The organism is Pedobacter sp. MR22-3 (assembly GCF_026240075.1).
Lineage (GTDB): Bacteria > Bacteroidota > Bacteroidia > Sphingobacteriales > Sphingobacteriaceae > Pedobacter.
In genome coordinates this window covers 470,615-492,964 of the sequence record NZ_JAPIVF010000005.1, presented here as the reverse complement: position 1 = coordinate 492,964, position 22,350 = coordinate 470,615, and the positions used below count along the sequence as shown (strand labels likewise).

Annotated in this window: 22 protein-coding genes; all 22 read left to right on the top strand. The window is 34.9% G+C overall.

The annotated features are described in order from the left end of the window. The first annotated feature begins 151 nt into the window (after positions 1–151). The 22 genes from OQ267_RS14665 to OQ267_RS14560 all read left to right on the top strand — a co-directional run bounded on the left by OQ267_RS14665 (position 152) and on the right by OQ267_RS14560 (position 22,342). Positions 152–1,126, top strand: a complete 975-nt coding sequence (locus tag OQ267_RS14665) for a glycosyltransferase family 4 protein (RefSeq protein WP_088300104.1) — start codon at positions 152–154, stop codon at positions 1,124–1,126. Between the two features lie 40 nt (positions 1,127–1,166). Continuing rightward, entirely contained in the window at positions 1,167–2,024 is an 858-nt protein-coding gene (locus OQ267_RS14660) for an ABC transporter permease (protein WP_265836534.1), read from the top strand. Between the two features lie 129 nt (positions 2,025–2,153). After that, positions 2,154–2,408 carry a four helix bundle protein gene (locus OQ267_RS22465; RefSeq protein WP_265836532.1) on the top strand — a complete coding sequence of 85 codons (255 nt, stop codon included), beginning with the start codon at positions 2,154–2,156 and terminating at the stop codon, positions 2,406–2,408. A gap of 278 nt (positions 2,409–2,686) precedes the next feature. Beyond that, positions 2,687–3,958: a polysaccharide ABC transporter ATP-binding protein gene (locus OQ267_RS14650; RefSeq protein WP_265836530.1), complete on the top strand. Its 1,272-nt coding sequence runs from the start codon at positions 2,687–2,689 to the stop codon at positions 3,956–3,958. Between the two features lie 7 nt (positions 3,959–3,965). After that, a complete protein-coding gene (locus OQ267_RS14645) occupies positions 3,966–4,757 on the top strand; it encodes an FkbM family methyltransferase (RefSeq protein WP_265836527.1) in 792 nt (263 codons plus the stop codon). Then, positions 4,754–5,719, top strand: a complete 966-nt coding sequence (locus tag OQ267_RS14640) for a DUF6492 family protein (RefSeq protein WP_265836525.1) — start codon at positions 4,754–4,756, stop codon at positions 5,717–5,719. Before OQ267_RS14645 ends, OQ267_RS14640 begins: the two co-directional genes overlap by 4 nt. 27 nt (positions 5,720–5,746) lie before the next feature. Then, a complete protein-coding gene (locus OQ267_RS14635) occupies positions 5,747–6,586 on the top strand; it encodes an alpha-1,2-fucosyltransferase (protein ID WP_265836524.1) in 840 nt (279 codons plus the stop codon). A 1-nt stretch (position 6,587) separates the two neighbouring features. Further along, positions 6,588–7,601, top strand: coding sequence for a glycosyltransferase family 2 protein (locus OQ267_RS14630; protein ID WP_265836523.1), 1,014 nt, complete (start codon positions 6,588–6,590; stop codon positions 7,599–7,601). Between the two features lie 2 nt (positions 7,602–7,603). Next, a complete protein-coding gene (locus tag OQ267_RS14625; protein WP_265836522.1) occupies positions 7,604–8,494 on the top strand; it encodes a glycosyltransferase family 2 protein in 891 nt (296 codons plus the stop codon). Further along, the gene (locus OQ267_RS14620) at positions 8,491–9,372 is read left to right on the top strand and encodes a glycosyltransferase (RefSeq protein ID WP_265836521.1); all 882 of its coding nucleotides are present in this window, start codon (positions 8,491–8,493) and stop codon (positions 9,370–9,372) included. Before OQ267_RS14625 ends, OQ267_RS14620 begins: the two co-directional genes overlap by 4 nt. Positions 9,373–9,376: 4 nt before the next feature. Beyond that, complete coding sequence (locus tag OQ267_RS14615; protein WP_265836520.1) at positions 9,377–10,027, top strand: class I SAM-dependent methyltransferase; 651 nt, start codon at positions 9,377–9,379, stop codon at positions 10,025–10,027. Beyond that, a complete protein-coding gene (locus tag OQ267_RS14610; protein WP_265836519.1) occupies positions 10,024–10,791 on the top strand; it encodes a glycosyltransferase family 2 protein in 768 nt (255 codons plus the stop codon). The genes OQ267_RS14615 and OQ267_RS14610 overlap by 4 nt, the downstream gene beginning before the upstream one ends. Further along, positions 10,791–11,822 carry a glycosyltransferase family 10 domain-containing protein gene (locus tag OQ267_RS14605; RefSeq protein WP_265836517.1) on the top strand — a complete coding sequence of 344 codons (1,032 nt, stop codon included), beginning with the start codon at positions 10,791–10,793 and terminating at the stop codon, positions 11,820–11,822. The genes OQ267_RS14610 and OQ267_RS14605 overlap by 1 nt, the downstream gene beginning before the upstream one ends. A gap of 2 nt (positions 11,823–11,824) precedes the next feature. Beyond that, complete coding sequence (locus tag OQ267_RS14600; RefSeq protein ID WP_265836516.1) at positions 11,825–12,811, top strand: glycosyltransferase family 2 protein; 987 nt, start codon at positions 11,825–11,827, stop codon at positions 12,809–12,811. Between the two features lie 94 nt (positions 12,812–12,905). Further along, positions 12,906–13,886 (top strand): hypothetical protein, encoded by a 981-nt coding sequence (locus OQ267_RS14595; protein WP_265836515.1) that lies wholly within the window; start codon positions 12,906–12,908, stop codon positions 13,884–13,886. A 489-nt stretch (positions 13,887–14,375) separates the two neighbouring features. Further along, complete coding sequence (locus tag OQ267_RS14590) at positions 14,376–15,548, top strand: hypothetical protein (RefSeq protein ID WP_265836514.1); 1,173 nt, start codon at positions 14,376–14,378, stop codon at positions 15,546–15,548. Continuing rightward, positions 15,545–16,852: a glycosyltransferase gene (locus OQ267_RS14585; protein WP_265836512.1), complete on the top strand. Its 1,308-nt coding sequence runs from the start codon at positions 15,545–15,547 to the stop codon at positions 16,850–16,852. The genes OQ267_RS14590 and OQ267_RS14585 overlap by 4 nt, the downstream gene beginning before the upstream one ends. After that, positions 16,830–17,687, top strand: coding sequence for an FkbM family methyltransferase (locus OQ267_RS14580; RefSeq protein WP_265836510.1), 858 nt, complete (start codon positions 16,830–16,832; stop codon positions 17,685–17,687). The genes OQ267_RS14585 and OQ267_RS14580 overlap by 23 nt, the downstream gene beginning before the upstream one ends. 1 nt (position 17,688) lies before the next feature. Next, positions 17,689–18,882: a glycosyltransferase family 4 protein gene (locus OQ267_RS14575; protein WP_265836509.1), complete on the top strand. Its 1,194-nt coding sequence runs from the start codon at positions 17,689–17,691 to the stop codon at positions 18,880–18,882. After that, on the top strand, positions 18,869–20,281 hold the full coding sequence (locus tag OQ267_RS14570) for an exosortase Y-associated Wzy-like protein (RefSeq protein ID WP_140418629.1): 1,413 nt from the start codon (positions 18,869–18,871) through the stop codon (positions 20,279–20,281). Before OQ267_RS14575 ends, OQ267_RS14570 begins: the two co-directional genes overlap by 14 nt. After that, entirely contained in the window at positions 20,278–21,486 is a 1,209-nt protein-coding gene (locus OQ267_RS14565) for an XrtY-associated glycosyltransferase XYAG1 (protein WP_265836507.1), read from the top strand. Before OQ267_RS14570 ends, OQ267_RS14565 begins: the two co-directional genes overlap by 4 nt. Further along, positions 21,479–22,342 (top strand): glycosyltransferase family 2 protein, encoded by an 864-nt coding sequence (locus tag OQ267_RS14560; protein WP_088300137.1) that lies wholly within the window; start codon positions 21,479–21,481, stop codon positions 22,340–22,342. The genes OQ267_RS14565 and OQ267_RS14560 overlap by 8 nt, the downstream gene beginning before the upstream one ends. Positions 22,343–22,350: the final 8 nt, after the last annotated feature.

Genomic DNA, 22,350 nt, shown 5'->3' with positions numbered 1-22,350 from the left:
AGAATTGGGGAATAGCGGATTGAAAAGTGAAAAGGTGTTATTTTTAAGTTTACATACTTTCAGCCTAACAGGTGGGATAGAAAAGGTATGCCGGTGCATCAGTAAAATTCTTAGTGATTTAAACATCACAAAAAATAATACGCATCAGCTAATGAGTCTCTACGATGATCAGCCGGATCTGCGTTATGTAAACACCGGAGATTTTAAAGGCTTGCGCGGAAAACGTTTAGCCTTTCTGCTCAATACCATCAGATTAGGCCGCAAGGCAAACACCATCCTGCTCAGTCACATTAATCTTTTACTATTTGCCTGGATCCTGAAAAAAATTCAGCCGCAAAAGCGAATCATTCTGCTGGCCCATGGTATTGAAATTTGGGAGAAACTGCCTAAATGGAAAACAACGTTTCTTCGTAAACACACAGAAATTTGGGCAGTCAGCCACTTTACGGCACAACAGATCGAAAAAACACATCAGTTAAATCCATCAATGATTAAGGTACTCCCTAATGGCCTGGATCCATTCTTTCCTATACCAACCCATTTTGAAAAACCAGGTAAACTGCTTCAACAGTATCGGCTTTCCACATCCAATAAAATACTTTTTACCTTAACCCGTCTTTCTTCACATGAACAATATAAGGGTTATGATCAGGTGATTCTGGCATTAAAAAATCTGCCTGAAGAAGTGGTTTATGTTTTGGCAGGTAAAGCCGATGATACGGAAAAGAAAAGGGTATTGACCTTAATTGAACAGCATCACCTGGCCCATAGGGTAATACTCACTGGTTTTCTCGAAGAAACAGCTTTGCAGGATTATTTCCTGCTGTCCGATTTATTTATCATGCCCAGCCAGGGTGAAGGTTTTGGGATTGCTTTCATAGAAGCGGCCGCCTGTGGTCGGTTTTCCATCGCCGGAAATGCTGATGGTAGCCGGAACGCCCTCCTGAACGGGAAACTTGGCTGCTTTGTTGATCCGCATCATATACATGAAATTGAAACAGCCATTTCTAAACAACTGGAAGATTCAAAATCCACTGCTGATGCCTCGGGCTTACAGCAAGCCTGTTTAAATGCTTTTAACTTTGAACAATACAGAATAAACTTTCTTAATCTATTATCCAATTAGATGAATCCTGACTACCAATTTTACACAGTTTTATCTGTTTATGGAGCATAAAGAAGAGTACAGCTGGACCATTGAAGCAAAAGCTTCGCTTTTTGACCTGAAGTTTGGTGAGATCTGGGCGTATCGCGATTTATTGTGGCTGCTGGTGCGTCGCGATTTTGTTTCCTTTTACAAACAGACCATTTTAGGTCCGCTATGGTTTTTCATTCAACCCTTGTTTACCACCATTATTTTTACTTTTATTTTTGGTAACCTGGCGGGCATATCCACCGATGGACTGCCTAAACCTTTGTTCTACATGGCCGGCATTACCGCCTGGAATTATTTTGCAGATTGTTTGACTAAAACATCTACCGTATTTAAAGATAACGCCGGTATTTTCGGGAAGGTATATTTCCCCAGATTGATCATGCCGCTCAGCATTGTGGTGAGCAACCTGGTGCGTTTCGGCGTACAGATGTTGCTGTTTATGCTGATGATGGCCTATTACCATTTTACGGGTGCGGCCTTCCATATCACCTGGGCGATTTGGCTCTTTCCTGTTATAGTGGTGCTGATGGCTTTACTGGGATTAGGTACCGGCATGATGATCTCAGCCATGACAACCAAATACCGCGACCTGGCTTTCCTGGTCACCTTTGGCGTGCAGCTTTTAATGTATGCCACCACCGTGATTTATCCGCTATCAGAAGCTTTAAATAAATATCCTGAATATGCCTGGATCATTGAATATAACCCCATGACACCCATTATTGAAACCTTCCGGTACGGATTTCTGGGTGAAGGAAGCTTTAGCTGGGGAAGTTTAGGTTATGCCACCGGCCTTACCGCTACCCTGCTCCTTTTCGGCGTGGTCATTTTCAATAAAGTAGAACGGAATTTTGTGGATACGGTTTAGGAAGGGAAGTGGATTAGATGGTTAGAATTTTGACTAATATTATATAATAAGTGATCATCCTTTATTTATTAATTCGTCTATAATAAAGATGACGCACGTTTATTTAGTGGAGAAACTGGAAGTTTGGACATGATCAATGTTGCTCAGAAAAGACATATCCAACTGACTAAAAAATTTCCAAAAGAAGAGACTTTTGGCCTGACCAGTCAGATCAAAAGATCAGTGAACAGTATGGGAGTATGCTTAGCTGAAAGATCCGGGAAGATTGCATTTGAACAGAAGACTCATTACACCAATATGGCTATTCTACTACGTTTGAACCTTAAATCATTTCATTGGGTTTACCTTTTGTTTACCCTTTCTCTACCCCTTGTTAACCCTTAGTTAACCCTTTGGTAACTCTTTGGTAACCCTTTGTTAACCCCCTGCTTACCCTTTGGTTACCTGCAAGGTAAAGCAGGAGTAACCAGGCAGTAATGAAATGGCAATGATTTAGCCCGTTTATATTAACTTAGTCAGGAGGATTATATATTGTACAGACATCAGATAGAAAATATTATCCTTAAACTTACCCATCTGTGAAATTCACAGCTCAATGGTAAGAACTGACATTTGTACATCACTAATCTAAATTAATCAACACATACGCTAACACCCATATCTTGTTGTCACACATCGCCATAAAAGTAGAAAACCTCAGTAAAGCTTACCAGTTAGGTCAAATCGGTACCGGCACCATCAGCCGGGATCTGGAACGCTGGTATGCCAGGATGCGTGGAAAAGAAGATCCCTTCCTGCGAATCGGGGAAAGCAACAATCAGCACACAAAAAGTGAAAGTGATGTAGTATGGAGTTTAAAAGACATTAATTTCGAGATTGAAAAAGGCGATGCTGTTGGTATTATTGGCCGTAATGGCGCTGGAAAGAGTACACTCCTTAAAATTTTAAGCAAAGTTACAGCCCCCACGACCGGAAAAATTTCAGGTAAAGGCCGGATTGCCAGCTTGCTGGAAGTAGGAACGGGATTCCATCCGGAGCTATCTGGCCGGGAAAATATATTCCTGAATGGAGCTATCCTGGGCATGCGTAAAAGGGAAATCCAGCGCAAACTGGATGAAATTGTCGATTTCGCCGGAATTGAACGCTACCTGGATACGCCTGTGAAACGGTATTCATCAGGCATGTACGTGCGACTGGCCTTTGCCGTGGCCGCACACCTGGAATCTGAAATCCTGATAGTAGACGAGGTACTGGCTGTAGGTGATGCAGAATTTCAGAAAAAGTGTTTAGGCAAGATGGGCGAAGTAAGTAAGGGTGAAGGACGGACGGTGCTGTTTGTGAGCCATAATATTAATAGTATAAGGCAACTCTGCAATAAAGGTATTCTTTTAGAGAATGGTCTGATTGTTACGAATAGTGGAATTGAAACTGTGATAGCAAAATATCAAGAAGAAGCTAATCAGTCTAACTCTTACTTTTATAATAGGAATAATGAAGTAAAGGATAAATACGTAAAATTACTAAAGCTTTTTTTTATCGATGCAAAAGGTGCCCCATTAACAAACTTTGATGTCTGCGAGGATTTTGGAGCTTACATAGAATATGAAATTTCAGACAGTTCTTATAAGCCAGATCTAAGCTTTCTTATTTCAACAGAAGATCGTATCGAGGTATTTCATATTGTTAAAGAAACTAATGATTATACAGTAGGTATAAAAAAATGGAGTGTATGGTTTCCAAAAGATTTATTTAATAATATGAAATATATCTTCACTTTAGGAATCACATCATCGAACCCTATTCACATACACTTACAAACTGAAGTTATGTTTGAAGTTAATGAAAATTACAACTCTCCCACCAGAGACAATAGCTATCGCGGAAAAATGCACGGCGTTGTTCGACCAAATTTAACCTGGACCCAAATAATTTAACATCAATATGCTGCATATTCCTGAACCAAATACAGAATCCATTTTAAAAATTAAAGACCTTTATTATCATTTCTTTAATTCCCAGCCATTTACAATCTTTGAATTTGGAGCACGCTATTGTGAAGATAGTTTAGAAATGTCAATAAATTTTCCAAATGCTAAAATTATCTGTTTCGAATGTAATCCCAACACTTTATCTGAATGCAGAGAAAAAGTTAAAAGTAATTCTAATATTAAATTAATTGAATCTGCGGTTGGAAATCACGATGGTACAATTACGTTTTATCCTATTAATAAAGAAAAAACTATTACAACCTGGGAAGATGGTAACCAAGGCGCATCGTCTATTTTTAAAGCTTCAGGTAATTATCCGGTCGAACAATATTACCAAGATGAAGTAGAAGTGCCTATTAAAAAACCAATCAGTATCATTAATGAGTTAAACATTGATCAGATTGATCTCTTATGGATGGACATCCAAGGCTCTGAATTATTGGCATTAAAAGGTTTTGAAGATAAACTAAGTTCAGTAAAATTGATTTTTACAGAGGTTGAGTTTATGGAGATATATTCGGGGCAACCTTTATTTAGAAATATAAAGCAATTTCTCGAAGACAATAATTTTTCATTTATTCAGCTTTTCAATGAAAGTAGTTTTTCTGCAGATGCTGTTTTTATAAATAACAAATTCGCATCAAAAGGTAAAATAGAAGAAGTTATAGCACTAAATCGAGCAGACATCACACAACCTAAAATTTTTAATCGAATAAAAAACAAGATAAAATCTTTGTTAAAATGATGAAAGGAATTAACTTCTTCCTTAAACTTTTTAACGCGATTATAATTTCATTTTTGGAGCATTTGAGAAAAATTCGTGGCTTTGATTCTCATTTTATGATTTCTTCACCATTAACTCGAAATCAACGAAATCGGGCATTATGGAAAATCAAAGTTTATTTACCTTTGTTTAATTTGGATAGCAACTTAAAAAGAAATGTTTCAAGTAATATCCCACTTGATGTTTTTATACCAATCTCTTCAAAAGATAGTCAATCCTTAAAAAGAGTAATTGATAGCATTAATAAAAATATCAAACATCCTATAAATAACATATATATTGTTAGTACAGCAGATCATTCTTTATTAACTTTTTGTCAAAATGAGGGTTTAATTTTTATAGATGAGAATAGCATGCTTGGCTATAATAAAAGTAGAATTGTCTATAAACACAACAATCAAGATAGATCTGGATGGCTATTTCAACAACTTCTTAAATTGAACTCAGACTCCATTTGCCAAATGGATAACATTTTAATATTGGATGCAGATACGTCCTTTGTAAGACCCAGGATTTTTATAAGAAAGAATAAATTTATAATAGATCAATCTGAAGAAAGGCATGAACCATACCATAATGTATATGAAAAAATGTTGGGGCGAAAAACAACATCACCACTTTCTTTTATTACACATTACATGATATTTAATAAATCTATACTTACTGAATTAAAACAAAAAATTGAAAAGATGCATAATTGCAAATGGGACGAAGCAATTATAACATATAATGATTATTCAAGTAATTCTGGTTTTTCAGAATATGAATTATATGGTAATTATATATACGAGAACCATCGTAAAAATATTTCATTAGCCTACTGGTTTAATGTAAATACACTACCAGATACCTATCCCAATTATATTAAATCTATCTCTTTGCATAGTTATTTAAAGACAACTACGAATAAATTCTATAATTAAAAATGAGGAGCATACCTTTTCTATAAAATGATTATAGTAAAATTACAGGGAGGTCTTGGTAACCAAATGTTTCAGTATGCGGCTGCCAGAACTTTATCTAATTCTGGGAAAGTATATCTGGATTTTTCTTTCCTGAATAAGAATAATATCACGACAGATTCTTTCACCGCACGTCAGTTTGAACTGGACATTTTTAAAAGAACGAAGACTCACATTTCAAACCCCTATTTTATCAGATTAATTCGTTCAAACAGAAAGATTTTTAAAATGCTTTCACCAAGATACCAGGAAGTAAAAGATGAAAACATTTTTGATTTTCTGAATAACAATTCATCAAACCTCTACTTAGACGGTTATTTTCAAAACCCACTCATTTTTCAAGACATCCGGAATATTTTAATGGATGAATTTACATTTCCTGAATTATCAAAACTGTCAAAAGAAATTGAATTAAATATTTTATCAACTACAAATCCTGTCGCTATACATATCCGTAGAGGAGATTATACCAAGCCGGAAATTCAGAGTTACCATGGAATACTACCTCTAAATTATTATAAACAAGGCATTGAACGTATTAAGTCCAAAGTAGAAAACCTAATATTTTATATTTTTTCTGATGATCCTGAATGGTGTGAACATAACCTGTCATTTATAGATAATAAACATATTATAGCTGGAACTAAACAGGCTTGGGAAGATATGTATCTCATCTCAAAATGTAAACACCAGATCATAGCAAACAGCAGCTTTAGCTGGTGGGGGGCCTGGCTGAATGCAAATCCTGAAAAGATCGTAGTCGCACCTAAAAAGTGGTTTAATAATGTTGACATCAATATTTTACCTAAAGAATGGATAAGTATCTAATATGATTAATAAGCCTCTTATTTCTGTTATAATGCCAGTCTACAATGCTGAAGATTTTGTAGCAGAAGCTATAGAAAGTATCCTAAGTCAAAGTTATAATAATTTTGAATTATTAATCTTCGATGATTCTTCTACAGACAAATCAATTGAGATAATAAAAGGTTTTAAAGATAAAAGAATAAAGTTATTTGAAAATATAGAGCACAAGGGGATTATTACCCTCTTAAACTATGGCATACAGATTGCAAAAGGTGATTTCATAGCAAGAATGGATGCAGATGATATCTCCCATCCGGATAGATTTATTTTTCAAATTAAGGCATTTGAAGATGATAAATCTTTAGGCGTATGTGGTACTATGTTTACAACATTTGGCGATAATAACATCTTAGTTAATCTACCTGAAAATCAAAAAGAAATATTAGGAACTCTGTTAATGGGTTGTTGTATCGGACATCCAACCGTTATGTTCAGAAAAAAAAATTTTATAGAAGGGAGTGTAGTATATAACAAGTCATTTTATACAGCAGAAGATTACGAATTATGGACTAGGCTAATATTCACAACAAAATTTAGAAATCTACAACAATCATTGCTAAAATATAGAGTACAAGAAAAACAAATTAGCCAAAGAAAGAAGGAAATACAAAATAATACCTCATACAGAATTTCACTAAAATATTTTAACAAAATATGCTTTATACTGATAAGAAAAAATATCGAAGCTGATGATTTTGGCAGTGAAGTTTTTGATTTTTTAATAGAAAATGCATCACTTATTATTAGTACTAATAAAAAAGAAGATCTAATAGAAGGAAAAGTTTTGCATCAAAGCCTAATTATGTATTATCAACTTTGCATTTTAAAAGGTATTAAATATAATCCTGTATTACTTTTTAAATCAATCAAGTCTTTATATTTTGAAAATTTAAGTCCATTACTTAAATTAAAGTTTACCGCAAAAAATCTATTATTTTATAGAAATAATAAAAGACAAATGAACACATCATTATAAGCATGATTAATAACACAAATTCTAATTACCTAGTTTCAGTTATTGTACCATGTTATAATCAAGCAGAGTATCTAGAAGAAGCCCTTAGCTCTGTCTTAAATCAAACCTATCAAAATTGGGAATGTATAATAATAAATGATGGATCAACAGATCATACTCAGGATATAGCAAATGAGTGGTGCGAAAGAGATAAAAGATTTATTTGTGTAAGTAAATTAAATGGTGGTTTAAGTTCTGCAAGAAATGCTGGACTTAAGATAGCTAATGGTGATTGGATACAATTTTTAGACGCTGATGACTATATCAATAAACAAAAAATTGAGCTGTCCTTGTATCAAATTACAAATCAAACAACGGTAGATGTTATCGTTACAAACTTTATGATGTTTACCACCACCCCCTTAAAGCCTACCCCTGCATTCTGTATATTAAATCAAGATCTATTAAAATTTGAAGATATTTTGTTCCGTTGGGACACTAAATTTAATATACCAATACATTGTGGTCTATTTAGAAAAAAGGTATTTAATAATGATACTTTTATTGAAATTCTGGAAGCAAAGGAAGACTGGGTGATGTGGGTTAAAATATCATCACAAAATTTTAAGTTTCTATTCTTTAACGAGCCATTCGCATTATATCGAATTAATCCAAATAGCATGACTAAAGATAAAGCTTTTGTAAGAAAGACTTTAATTGAAGCTTATAAGTATCTACTTAAAACTATCCCAATAGAGTATAAAGAAAGATTCGCTTTCAATATTATTGATCGTTTCAATGATGAACTTATAATGTATGAAAACGACATAATGCATTTTAAAAACAAAATACTCTATAAAACTGAACAAAAAATTAAAAAATCACTAAAGTCTTTTTTATTAAGAAATCATTGATATCCTTAATTATCTGCTCCAGAACACCCAAAATTTCTGAAACGTTACTTTCAAATATTAAGAAATCAATTGGGTTAAGATTTGAATTGATCACGGTTGATAATTCTGATGGTATATATAATATATTTGAGGCATACAATATTGGTGTACAACAAAGTAAAGGTGATATTTTATGCTTTATGCATGATGATATTATTTTTCATAGTAAGGATTGGGGAATTAAAATATTAGATCATTTCAAAGATATTAATACTGGAGCGATAGGTATTGCAGGAAGCCCATACCTTTCGAAAGAAACAGGCTCGTGGTGGGGTAGCGAACTTGTTAATGAATATTTGGCTATTGTTAATGATAATAAAGTTACTATAAAAAGTAAATATGATAATGGTATTGAATCTAACAAAAAAAGAGTAGTTACTTTAGATGGTGTATTTCTTTGTATTAGAAAGAATTTATTTAATTCAATTTCCTTTGACAATAAAATATTTTCAGGATTTCATTTCTATGATATTGATATATGTGTGCAAATTTTTATGTTAAATTACAAATTGTATTGTGTTTACGACATATTAATTTCACATCATTCAATAGGTGATATGAGCCAAAGATGGATTGAAAATGCACTTTTATTTAATAAAAAATGGAAAAATAAGTTACCATTACTATCTATTACACTGCCTTATACTAAACAAATTAATGGGGATCTGAAAACCATTAGAGAGATGGCAGATATATTAATTACAAACGGTGAATCTAAAAAGAAAATTTATTATAACTCTATACGAAAAATATTTACCATTAGCCAAGCTTTTTTATATTATAAGACATGGAAATATTTAGCATATTTTTCTTTTCAACTCATAAAGAATATCATATAATCACATGAAGGAAATTTATTTAAAAAAGGATGTATCTTATTATAGCCATACTCGAATAGAAATGTTAAAGTTTTTACCTAAGAGTTTTAGAACTGTTTTAGATGTTGGTTGCGCTACTGGCAATTTCGGCCAAATATTAAAACAACATTACTCTTGTGAAGTTTGGGGAGTTGAGCCAGATGAAAATTCAGCGGTAATTGCAAGAAAAAACCTAGATAAGGTTTATTGTGGAGTATTTGATGAAACAATCGAAATGCTTGCAACGAAGCAATTTGACTGCATATTTTTTAATGATGTGCTTGAACACTTGTCCCAACCTGATGAAGCTTTGAGAATTGCTAAAAAGTACTTGCTTCCTGATGGTTGTGTGATTGCATCAATTCCAAATATTAGATACTATCCAGTTATACTTTCTTTATTAAGATATAAAGATTTTGAATATGTTGATGCAGGAGTAATGGATAAAACACACCTGAGATTTTTCACTAAAAAAAGTATGGTTAGGCTTTTTGAAGAACAGGGGTATGAGATTCAAGTAATAGAGGGAATTAATCGTAACCATTTTAAATTTTTATCATTAATAAATTTTTTTTCATTTAAATCTGTTGATGACATGCACTTTCCACAATTTGTGTTAGTCGCAAAAAATAAATGAATAGCGAAAGAAAAATATTTATTGATGTAATTATCTTAAGCTACTCTAAGAGTGATCAACTTAAAGAACTTACAAAGCAAAGTGTTAGTACTTGCTTAAAATCAGAGAATGCAAGCTTTATAGAATTTAATATAATAGTTATCGAATCAAATCAATTATTAAAACCATATCAATTTGATAATACTCTAACTATTTATCCTGATGTTAATTTTGGTTTCCATAAATATTTAAATATTGGAATAAGGTCGTCTTCAAACGAATTTATTTGCTTGTGTAATAACGATTTGATTTTTCATAAAGGTTGGGCAACATCAATTTTAAATGCGATGGTTAATGACCCTAATTTGATGAGTGCTAGCCCATATTGCCCGACTTTTCATGGTACTAGAAATATTGTAAAATGTGATAATGTGATTTATGGCTATACTAACGGAATACATTTAGCTGGATGGTGTATATTTGTTAAAAGAAAACTGTTTGAACAAATTGGATTACTGGATGAACGGTTTATTTTTTGGTGTTGTGACGATGATTATAGAATGACTTTAAAAAAATATAATATTCCACATGCATTAGTGTGTAATTCTGTAGTGGAGCATTTAGAAAGCTCATCGATCAATAATATTGACACCAAGCCAGTAAGAAGTTTCCGTACAAAATTGTACACTACAGCGCAACAACACTTTTTCGATTTTAAATGGAATCATAAAAGTCGATTAATCCTTTATTTAAAATATTTGAAATTATTTATTTTAGATAAATAATGATAGTAAATCGACTTAAAAAAAATATAAAGATTAAATTTCAAAATGGTCTTTCATTTAACGATTTTAAGACCGAAGTTTTAGATATAAATTATCTTGATGAGTACTTCAACTTTATCGAATCAGAACAGCCAGATTTTATAATATTCGGACCTTATGGAAATGAAATTCCAGAAAAATCCAGTGATTACATACGAGTAGGTTATTTCTGTGAAAATATTCGTCCAGATTTTTCTTGCTGTGAATGGGCTTTCGGAATACCTAGAGAAACTGACATTAATCATCCCAGATATAAACGTATTCAATGGCACGGTTTAGAGCCTAAAAGCCTACTTAAAAATTTAACGGATAATGAAATAGATAGAATAATTTCATTAAAAAACAAGTTCTGCAACTTTCTCTATTCTAATCCAGTATTTTATCGTGAAGAATTTTTCAAACAACTTTCCAAATACAAAAAGGTAGATGCACCTGGAAAATCTATGAATAATATGTTATCTATTGATAAAATTTATAATGGGTCATTTTGGGATAGAAAAAGAGCATTTTTAGAATCTTATAAATTTACTATAGCCTTTGAAAGTTATAGCTATCCTGGCTATCAAACTGAGAAGCTCTATGATGCAATGCAAGTGAATAGCATTCCAATTTATTGTGGAGACCCCTATATTGGTGAAGTTTTTAATACCAACAGCTTTGTAAATGTTCCTGATCACACTTTAGTCTGTCGTTCAACCTTAGTGAAATTCGCGGAGCTAACGGGTCAACAAACTTTTAATGATTATAGACCGCAGTTTTATAAAAGCCCATTTTACAGAATTAAAAGGAAAACGAAGACATTAATTAGGAATCAAAAAATGAACATACAGTTCAATAATTTAAACTTTAGCGATATAATAGAACAAATTATTACAATTGATAAAAATGAGGATTTATACATCCAATATTTAAAACAACCATGGTTTAAACAAAATCAATTACCACAAAATACAAATAATAGAGAAACCTGGTTAAAGATTTTCAATTCTTAACTATGAATCCGCTAGTATCAATTATCATTCCCATTTATAATTCAGATCTTTATCTAAAAGAAACCATAGAGTCTGCTATTGATCAGACTTGGCCATATAAAGAAATAATATTAATAGATGATGGTTCTACTGATAAATCACTTGCAATTGCGAAAAGATACGAGTGTGATTGGATAAAAGTATATAGTCAATCAAATCAAGGTGCAAGTGTTGCAAGAAATTATGGCCTCAGCCAAGCAAAAGGAGATTACATCCAGTTTTTGGACGCAGATGACCTACTAAGTAAGAATAAGATTGAGCGGCAGATAAGGTTACTAGAAGACAATAAAAATTTCGTATCAATCTGTCCAACAGTTCATTTCAACGATGGTGAGTACCCTTATTCTGCAAAACCGGACGAGTATAATCGCAGTTTCCTTTTCTCGACTACAGATACCCATAATTTTCTCATCAATCTGTACGGAAAAAATGGAAAATCAGGTATGATCGCTATTCACTCTTGGTTAACACCAAAAACTGTCATTGATAAGACTGGATTATGGAATGAAATATTAACCACTGATGACGATGGTGAATATTTTTGTAGGGTTGCCCTAAATGCAGACGGAATTATATTAAGCGATGATGTTCTAAATTATTACAGAAAATACAAAGAAAGAAAAAGCTTATCTATGCAAGATTCTCGACAAGCATTGAAAAGTAGTTTAGATTCGGCGTTAATCAAAAAAAAGCTATTGCTTGATAAAAACAGTTCTAATGAAACTTTGGTAGCAGTTTATCATTTACTAATAAATATTGCAATACGTTCATTCCCTAGATATTTTTCAATTTATAAATTGGCCATACAGGAACTTCCAAAAATCAAATACTCATATAAACTTGAAGTAGGAGGTCGGAAAATCACAAACAGTATCGCAAATAAAATCGGTTGGCAACCCATCAGATTAGTGCAGTGTTTTTGGAACGTAATAAGAATTAAACAAAGATGATGCGAAAAGTCTAGAGTTAAAATTTTCAATTGGAATATATTTTTATAAAAAAGCCAAGAATTCTACTTAACGAACGACTTTATAATAGACCACCTTGAAGGCAATTAATCTTTTCTATTCAGAACCAGATCCAGATCGATGGATAAAATTTGATCGTTATCCGAGGAGATGGATTCGCAGAATACTGAGAGGTAAACCCAAACCTGGTGGTGTGATGATGGTAGCGCTTGAGCTTATAAAGGGACTGGAACTATTAAACATCCCCTATCGGTTCAACGACTATAAATATGCTAAACAACATCCAGAAGAATTAATTGGGGTTATCGGCAAGCCACATCTAATATTTGAAAGAAGATTCAAAAATCCAATTCTGTTTGGTGCTGGTGTTTTCTCACATCCAATCGAATGTCCTGACTTATTTCAAAAATATCCCAATGTCAAAAAAATATTAGTACCTGGTGAATGGATGAAAAAAATGTGTGAACCTTACTATGGTACTCAAGTCAGAAGTTGGGCAGTTGGTATTGATAGTAACCTATGGAAACCAACCTTCGAAAAGCCAAAAGAATATGATTTCCTCATCTATGATAAGGTGAGATGGAACTACGAAAGTGTGAATGACGAACTTATTAATCCAATCTATAAAATTCTTAAAGAAAAGAATTTGTCTTATCACATTATCAAGTACGGCAATTATATACCAAGCCAACTAAGGGATGTGATTGAGATGAGTAAAGCAGTAATTTTTCTTTGTGAACACGAAACGCAAGGCATTGCCTATCAGCAAATCCTTTCAACAGATACCCCAATTTTTGCATGGGATAGAGGCGGATTTTGGCAAGATCCTTACTATTACCCGGAAAAGGTTAAGTTTCAGCCCGTGAGTTCTGTACCATACTGGGATAATAGATGTGGACTGAAGTTTAGAGATATAAACCAGTTCAATGAGCTATTTCCTCAATTTCTTGACCAGCTCCAAAATCATAACTTCGAGCCCAGACAGTATATTTTAGAAAATTTAACATTGAAGATTTGTGCACAGAAATATATCGACACTTATCAATCACTATATTAAATGAGAATTTTAGTTTATCCTGGAATTCCAATTCCTCTACCCTTGTATGGCGACATGAACGCCTGGTAGATATGTTTGTTAAGGACTATGTTAATCAAGGGTATGAAGTGAGCTTACTATCTGGTCCAGATTCAAAACTACTTTGTAAAACATTTAATTTTGGCAAGTATTAATCTTGATAAGACCCGGGCAACAAATATTATTCAGTATCTAAAAACAATATGTAGAGGAAATCCACCATTTAAACTCCCTGAGGATATTTTAACTTCAAAACTGAAATCAGATCAAATGTTAAGGATTGATTTTAAGGGTAGTGATCCTGGGCTATAGGTCACTCCATCCTCCTTACAGAACATCTAAATTTTATGAAAACTTACCACAAATCATTACAAGAATAGAATGTAATGATTTCCCTGAATCACAAAATGGCTTTTATGATATTGTGGATGAGTTTGTGGATTGGACAGAAGCAAAATCTAAACTAAAAATATGAAAAAAATTCTTTTATTATCACCTTTTCCACCAACACAAAATCCAAGGCTATTAAAAGAATATGATGTATTATTAGCATACGGATATCATGTTAAAGTTATTTACGGTGAAAAAGATAAATGGTCTTCAAAATTAAATAAGAAAAGTGATAAAAATTTTATTAGAGTTGGAGGTAAACCAGGGTCCATAGTACATATTTTAACAAGAATTATTCAGAAACTATTAAATTTTGTTAGTCCTGTTGAATGGAACTATAATAGAGTTAGTTGGCTACTGTATTTTAAAGCTATTTTTTTTAAGGCAGATCTGTATATTGGACATAATCTAGCTGCTCTTCCCATAGTGGCTAAACTTGCTAAACTACATCATAGTAAATACGGATTTGATGCAGAAGACTTCTATCGACAAATAGATAATGATAATTTAGCCGGGCCTTCTTTTCAAAAAGCTAAATATTTAGAAGATAAATATTTGGTACATGCTGCCTACTTAACGGCTGCAAGCCCCTTAATTGCTAAACATTATGCTATTTTATATCCTTCTATTCATCCAATCGTAGTCAATAATGTATTTTCGAATCCTTGTCCGAAATCAGATCAATATTTAAAAAAGGTATCACAATTAAAATTATTTTGGTTTTCGCAAACTATCGGTAAAAACCGTGGATTGGAAGATATTATTGAAGCGCTTAATCTGGTTGGTAATCCGTTAATTGAATTACATTTGCTGGGTAATTTATCAGTTCAAGACACCATCTATTTTAACGGATTAGCCAACTTCGTTATTAAATATTATAAACCAATATCTGCTGATCAAATATTTGAACTAGCGCATAATTTTGATATTGGTTTAGCTCTTGAGCCTGGTTTTTGTTTAAATAATGAAATTGCATTATCAAACAAAATCTTTACCTATCTGATTTCCGGACTGGCCATTATCGCTTCTGATACGCAAGCACAAAAAGAATTTATGACATCAAACACCATTATTGGCGAATTGTATCCAATAGGAGATGTTACTGCTCTAGCGAATATAATCACCAAATTATTTAACAATAGGGACTTATTGAATACTTACCGGAAAAATTCATATAAACTGGCAAAATCAAAGTATAACTGGGAGATGGAACAGGAAAAATTTTTAACCATTATCAAATCGCTTGTCAGTTGAAAAAGCTTCTGATCATTTCCCCCTATTTCCCACCAATCAACGCAGCAGACATGCAACGCATCAGAATGAGCCTGCCCTATTTTTCCTCCCATGGATGGGAACCTGCGGTGGTAATGGTAGAGCCGGAATATACCGACCTGCCGACTGATACCCTTTTGAATGAAAATATTCCTGCCAGCGTAACCATCCACCAGGTAAAGGCCTTGCCGAAAAAATGGACGAGTAAGGTGGGTTTAGGCAGTATTGCTTTACGTGCTTTATGGTTCTATAAGAGAAAGGTGAATCAATTGCTCAAAAGTGAAAAATTTGACCTCATTTATTTTAGCACTACACAATTCCCCGTATTAATTCTAGGCCCGTACTGGAAAAAAAAATTCGGGGTTCCGTATATAATCGATATGCAGGATCCCTGGCGTTCTGAATACTACCAGGACAAATCGAAGATTGAACGCCCGAAAAAGCACTGGTTTTCATATCGGTTGAACAAGTTTTTAGAGCCTATTGCCATGCAAAAAGTTGATGGGTTGATCAGTGTTTCAAAAGGCTATTTAGATACACTGACCGAGCGGTATCCCCAATTAAATGATTTACCAAAACGCATAATCACATTTGCCGCATTTCCTCCAGATTTCGAGACGGTAAGGAAACACCGCGCAGAATTCAACCTACCCTATCTAAAAACCGCATCGAATTATAATTTTGTATATGTCGGCCGCGGCGGCCACGATCTTAAACAGGCTGCAGAAATTTTATTTTCGGCATTTCAAACCGGGCTTAAAGCACATCCTAGGTTATTTAAACATGCCCGCTTTCACTTTATCGGCACCAGTTACGCTCCCAAGGGAGAAGGAGTTGCCACTATTCAACCCATTGCCCGACAAATGGATATCTCAACATATGTAAATGAACAAACCGATCGTTTACCTTTTTATCAAAGCCTGTTCACACTCGATAATGCTGATCATTTAATGATACTGGGATCTGAAGATAAAAGCTATACTGCGTCTAAAATCTTTCCTTATATTTTATCTGACAAACCCATACTGGCCTTTTTTCACTCTGAAAGCAGTGCCGCACAAATTATTAGTGAATGCCAGGCGGGCACGGTGATTCCGTTGGAAGAAGATGCTATCCATTTACAGAAGATAGTGTATGAATATTTACATCGGGCACTGCTAGGCAGACAACAACCTGCGAAAACCGATTGGAAAGCCTTTGAAAATTATGAAGCGTTTAACATGTGCCGTAAGCAGTGTGAAGTTTTTAATGAAGTAATAGCAAATGCGGAAAGAAAAAATGGTTAAAAAATCTATACATCGTTTGTTGCGCTTCATTTTAAGGAGGAAGCTATTTAAGGGCCAATTCAGAATTTTCCTATCACTGTTCAAACGTCATATCCTTCATGGAATAATCACCATTACCAGGCCATTGTCTGGAAATTTTCGCTTAAATGTAAATACCGGTAACTTTATTGATGCAGCTATATATTTTACTGGTGATTACGAACCCTATTTAAAAAAACAATATCAAAAACTGATCAACCCTGGAGACTATGTCATGGATATTGGTGCCAATATTGGCTTCCACACGATGTATTTTGCTGAACTTTGCGGACCTGATGGAATAGTGTTTGCCTTTGAACCCATCCAATTCAACTACGATGCTTTATTGGATAATTTATCATTAAATAGCTTCACTCAAATACGCACTGTTAATGCTGCCTTAGGAAATGAAAACAGGGAAATGGATATACATATCGATCCATCAGCAAAAAATCCAGGAGCATATAACCTCCTTAGCGAAGGAGAAAAAAACACCTTTATAACCTGCCTGAAGGGTGATGATTATCTTTCGAGTATAGCACTTAAAAACATCAATTTTATAAAAATTGATGTTGAAGGTTATGAATATGAAGTATTGAAAGGTTTGAAACAAACGATACTACGTTTTCGCCCCACTATAATTTTTGAATATGACCGGAATTACCAGCTCAAGATGAACGCAGATGCCAGGCTTATTTTCGATTTCTTAAAAGAGCTAAAATATAATTTTTACTGTGTTGATGGTTATGGTGTACGAAAGCCTTTTACATATAATGAGCATGTACAGGGTGCTGAAATCATAGCACTTGCAAATTAACATGAAAAAACTCGCCATCATTGTTACCCATCCCATCCAGTATTACGTACCTGTTTATCAGCAACTTGCTAAAGCCTGCCATTTGAAAGTTTTCTATACCTGGGGAGAGCAGGGTGCCGCTTCAAAATATGATCCTGGTTTTAAAAAACATATTCAATGGGATATTCCACTACTGGATGGTTATGATTTTGAGTTTTTAAAAAATACGTCCAAAAATCCCGGATCACACCATTATAAAGGCATCATTAATCCTCAATTAATTGAAAGAATCAAAGCCTTTCAGCCAGATGCAATACTCATTTATGGCTGGGCTTATCAAAGTCATCTTAACGTGTTGCGCTACTTTAAAGGAAAAATCCCGGTATGGTTCCGTGGCGATTCTACCCTGCTGGATAAAGGTACCGGCCTTAAACAGTTATTGCGGAATTTATTTTTAAAATGGGTTTACCGTCATGTAGACCGGGCGTTTTTTGTCGGCAGTGCAAACCAGGCATATTTTTTAAGATTTGGCTTGCAAAACAGGCAACTTGTTTTTGCACCGCATGCAATAGACAATAGCCGTTTTGCAGCAGACAGATCAGATGAGGCCCTTTTGCTCAGGAAAAAACTGGGTATTGATCAGGACGCATTAGTCATTCTATTTGCCGGGAAGCTGGAGAAAAAGAAAAATCCTGAATTATTATTGCATGCTTTTATCGATCTGAATATAAATAACGTTCATCTCCTCTTTGTTGGGAATGGCGAACTGGAAACTGTTTTAAAGCAGAGAATCGAAAGCCTGGAAACGGATAACACTGATACAATCAACTTACCCTTACACACGAAGATTCATTTTATAGATTTCCAGAATCAGACGGATATGCCTGTAGTTTACCAGGCATGTGATCTATTCTGCCTACCTTCACAGGGTCCTGGTGAAACCTGGGGTCTGGCTGTTAATGAAGCCATGGCTGCAGGCAAAGCGATTTTGGTTTCTGATCGGGTAGGTAGTGCAAAAGATTTAATTTCAGAAGGAATAAATGGCAACATATTTATTTCAGGTGATTTAACCGACCTGAAAAATAAACTATTGATCTTAACTGCAGACCGTGAACAGCTATCGGCCATGGGGCAGGTATGTAAAGAGATGATTCAAAACTGGACATTCAAACATCAGGTTAACGCATTGATTAAAACATTACATGAAGGGCACTAAGCATGTTTACTATATCCTATTGTATATACCGTACCTGCTCAGCGTGGCTGTACGATCTTTACCCCATAGTTCTTACTTAATTGCCTGGTTTGGCTCATTCTTTATCTTTTGGGTGTGTTTCAAAGGAATTATTAAAAAACTCCCAAATGATCTGCCCCTCTTTGAACAATTATTAAGACCTGTCTTTTTTCTGCATGTCATCTTTGCAGGCTATATGGCCTGTACTTCTATTTTTTATTATGTGAATGCTTTAGGTTATGAATATTTCAGTTATGTGGGAAACAGGGATTTTTTATCAGGAGATATTTATAAGTCCATTGCGCTTTGTCAGCGTTATTATGTTTTAGGCCATGCTGCACTCGCACATGGGATTATTGCCGGGATGAATGATCCGCAGGAAAAAAAGTACCGGGTTTATGCACCATCCATGAGTAACTTATTATTGGGTATTTCAGTGGCATGTTTGCCTTTAGGCTATGTATTCTCTAAAATTGGCAGCTTAAACCAGTTTAGTGTGCAGTTAAGCGGCCTCAGTTTTGTGGCAGGCAGCATTGCACTGGCCTTTGCCATCCGGGAAAATAAAAGCGTTAATCTTTGGGCATCAGCAGGACTCTTTGTTTTGAATATGATGTCGGCCTTAAGTTCCGGATTTAAAGAACCCATCATCATTTGTGTATTACTGCTGGGTGTTTTTCTCCTGCCCGTTTACGGGAAAAAAGTATTACCCGTACTGATTCCAGTATTAGTTTTATTATTTTTTGTGCTCCCCACCTTTATTGGAAACTTTAGAAAAATATCTTCACAAGGGACGGACGCCATCACCGCTAGGAACAAAAGTTTCGACAGCATTTTCAACAATGATCACTTGAGCAATGATTTACAGGAAGATAACTGGGCATTTTTAACTGGTCGTTTATCCGAAATCAGTATGTTTATTACCTATACACAATCTACCCCCTATTACATCCCCTACTACAAAACCAATCTGCTTAAAAGTGCCTTGCAAACTATCGTTCCACGTGTATTATGGCCTGGAAAGCCAAATGTTGAAGAATTGGTTATGAATCGGGTTTATGCTGCGAGAGTGGTTGACAGGGAAAGTATTGTATCGGCCAAGCCTGCATTTATTGTAGACTGTTACCTCTCTTATGGTGGAATAGGCATCTGGATAGGCCTGTTTTTATATGGATATGTCGCCCAGAACCTTTCAGCACTTGCAGAAAGGATGTTCGGCGGTTATTTTATGGGAACGGCCGTGATGTTTGCAGGTTTGTTTCAAATTCTGTGGCGGGGAAACAGTTTTGAATTTGTTGCAAATGCTGTTTTCTGGAGTTTGATCACCATGCTGATCTTTCAAAAGGTATTTAAAGCCAGGGGAATCTTATATCAAGCCAGTTGAAAGTTATTCACGTTACTGCTTCCTATAAACCTGCATACATTTATGGTGGCCCTATTCAGAGTGTGGGCAAACTTTGTGAAGCCCTTGCTGCCGATCATAAGCACCCGATCCATCTTGAAGTTTTCACCACCACCGCCAATGGCGCTGCTGAACTTGCGGTAGAGACGCAGCAACCGCAGGTGGTTGATGGGGTTCAGGTAACCTATTTTAAAAGATGGACAAAAGACCACAGTCATTTTTCGCCAGGCTTACTATTAAGATTAAGAAAAGTACTTAAACAGGCTCAGCAGAACGATGAACAACTCATTATTCATATCCATGCATGGTGGAACCTGGTTTCTGTATTGGGTTGTCTGATTGCCAAATGGTATAATCTCCAGGTAGTACTTTCCCCAAGAGGCATGCTTACCCGTTATAGTCAACATAACCGACACTCCTTTGCGAAGCGTTTCATTCATTCCATTATGGGCAGGCACCTGTTAAGCTACTGCCATATTCATGCAACCAGTTTGCAGGAAAAGGCAGATATTCTGCAAATAATTCGTCATAAATCCATTACCGTCATCCCCAATCTGATCAATTTGGCACCAGCAACACATCAGCCGCAGCCGATTTCAACCGGATCCACGTTGAATCTGATTTTCCTTTCCAGAATCGAAGAAAAGAAAGGACTGGATTTATTATTCGATGCGCTTGCAAGGCTTAATTTTTCGTGGCATTTAACTATAGTGGGATCCGGATCAGCAAATTATGTGAAAAATTTAAAAGATCGGGCCAATGACTTGAAGATTGACGATCAGATTAAATGGTACGGACAAGTGAGTGATCAGGATAAGTTTGAATTGATGTCCGCACATGATGTACTGGTTTTAACCTCTTACAATGAAAACTTTGCTAATGTTGTGCTCGAGAGCCTTAGTGTTGGCACCGCCGTTTTAATTTCTGATCAGGTTGGATTGGCAGACTATGTCGAGGATAAAGATTTAGGATGGATTTGCCGTTTAACAGTAAACGATATCGTAAATAAACTCATTTCTTCAAATGATCAAAATAAAAGAGAAAGGATCAGACTGACAGCACCAGATCTGGTGAGACAGGATTTTAATGCAGCATTACTGGCAAGAAGATATTTGGAAATGTATAAGGAAGCGATGCGTTGTGAAGTTGATCAGACGGGTATAGTTGGGGATTATAATAATGAATAAGAATTATAGTTTTATTATACTCACCTTCAACGAAGAAATGCACTTGCCCAGGCTTTTGGAATCTATCAAAGGTCTCCATGCAGCAACCTATATTTTAGACAGTGGAAGTATTGATGCCACCATCGGGATTGCAGAAAAATATGGTGCTATAGTTAAACTGCATTTCTTTGAAAACCACCCTAAACAGTGGGATTTTGCTTTAAAAAACTTTGATATTCAAACGCCCTGGACTATTGGCTTGGATGCAGATCAAATCGTAACACCTGAACTTTATCACCTGCTTGATCAATTTAAAGCGGAAGAATATACCGGCGTTAACGGAATTTACTTTAACCGTAAAAATTATTTTCAGGGAAACTGGATTCGATTTGGAGGCTACTATCCGATTTACCTCCTAAAAATGTTTCGAACGGGAATTGGATATTCAGACCTAAATGAAAACATGGATCACCGCTTTATTACCTGCGGAAAAACAATGATCTGGAAAAAGGGTCACCTGGTAGAAGAAAATCTGAAAGAAAACGATATTGATTTCTGGTTTAAAAAACATGAGCGATATAGTGATCTTATTGCGCTTGAAGAAGTGGAAAGAATGCAAAACAAAAGAACACAAACCTTAAAGCCAAATTTATTGGGGAATCCTGATGAACAAAAGGCATGGCTCAGGCGCCTGTGGTGGAAACTACCCCTGGGCTTCAGGCCCTATTTATATTATGGCTTCCGGATGTTTTTTCAATTCGGTTTATTCGATAATAAAACGGCCAGACGCTTCCATTACCTTCAAGGACTCTGGTTTAGAAAGTTAGTGGATAAAAAAATCAATATTCTACTCCAAAAAAAAAATCTTTCACAATAGTATCATAT

Coding starts and splice junctions, on each gene's coding strand:
- OQ267_RS14665 (WP_088300104.1), top strand. CDS start 152: ATGAGTCTCTACGATGATCAGCCGGATCTGCGTTATGTAAACACCGGA.
- OQ267_RS14660 (WP_265836534.1), top strand. CDS start 1,167: ATGGAGCATAAAGAAGAGTACAGCTGGACCATTGAAGCAAAAGCTTCG.
- OQ267_RS22465 (WP_265836532.1), top strand. CDS start 2,154: ATGATCAATGTTGCTCAGAAAAGACATATCCAACTGACTAAAAAATTT.
- OQ267_RS14645 (WP_265836527.1), top strand. CDS start 3,966: ATGCTGCATATTCCTGAACCAAATACAGAATCCATTTTAAAAATTAAA.
- OQ267_RS14640 (WP_265836525.1), top strand. CDS start 4,754: ATGATGAAAGGAATTAACTTCTTCCTTAAACTTTTTAACGCGATTATA.
- OQ267_RS14635 (WP_265836524.1), top strand. CDS start 5,747: ATGATTATAGTAAAATTACAGGGAGGTCTTGGTAACCAAATGTTTCAG.
- OQ267_RS14630 (WP_265836523.1), top strand. CDS start 6,588: ATGATTAATAAGCCTCTTATTTCTGTTATAATGCCAGTCTACAATGCT.
- OQ267_RS14625 (WP_265836522.1), top strand. CDS start 7,604: ATGATTAATAACACAAATTCTAATTACCTAGTTTCAGTTATTGTACCA.
- OQ267_RS14615 (WP_265836520.1), top strand. CDS start 9,377: ATGAAGGAAATTTATTTAAAAAAGGATGTATCTTATTATAGCCATACT.
- OQ267_RS14610 (WP_265836519.1), top strand. CDS start 10,024: ATGAATAGCGAAAGAAAAATATTTATTGATGTAATTATCTTAAGCTAC.
- OQ267_RS14605 (WP_265836517.1), top strand. CDS start 10,791: ATGATAGTAAATCGACTTAAAAAAAATATAAAGATTAAATTTCAAAAT.
- OQ267_RS14600 (WP_265836516.1), top strand. CDS start 11,825: ATGAATCCGCTAGTATCAATTATCATTCCCATTTATAATTCAGATCTT.
- OQ267_RS14590 (WP_265836514.1), top strand. CDS start 14,376: ATGAAAAAAATTCTTTTATTATCACCTTTTCCACCAACACAAAATCCA.
- OQ267_RS14580 (WP_265836510.1), top strand. CDS start 16,830: ATGCGGAAAGAAAAAATGGTTAAAAAATCTATACATCGTTTGTTGCGC.
- OQ267_RS14575 (WP_265836509.1), top strand. CDS start 17,689: ATGAAAAAACTCGCCATCATTGTTACCCATCCCATCCAGTATTACGTA.
- OQ267_RS14570 (WP_140418629.1), top strand. CDS start 18,869: ATGAAGGGCACTAAGCATGTTTACTATATCCTATTGTATATACCGTAC.
- OQ267_RS14560 (WP_088300137.1), top strand. CDS start 21,479: ATGAATAAGAATTATAGTTTTATTATACTCACCTTCAACGAAGAAATG.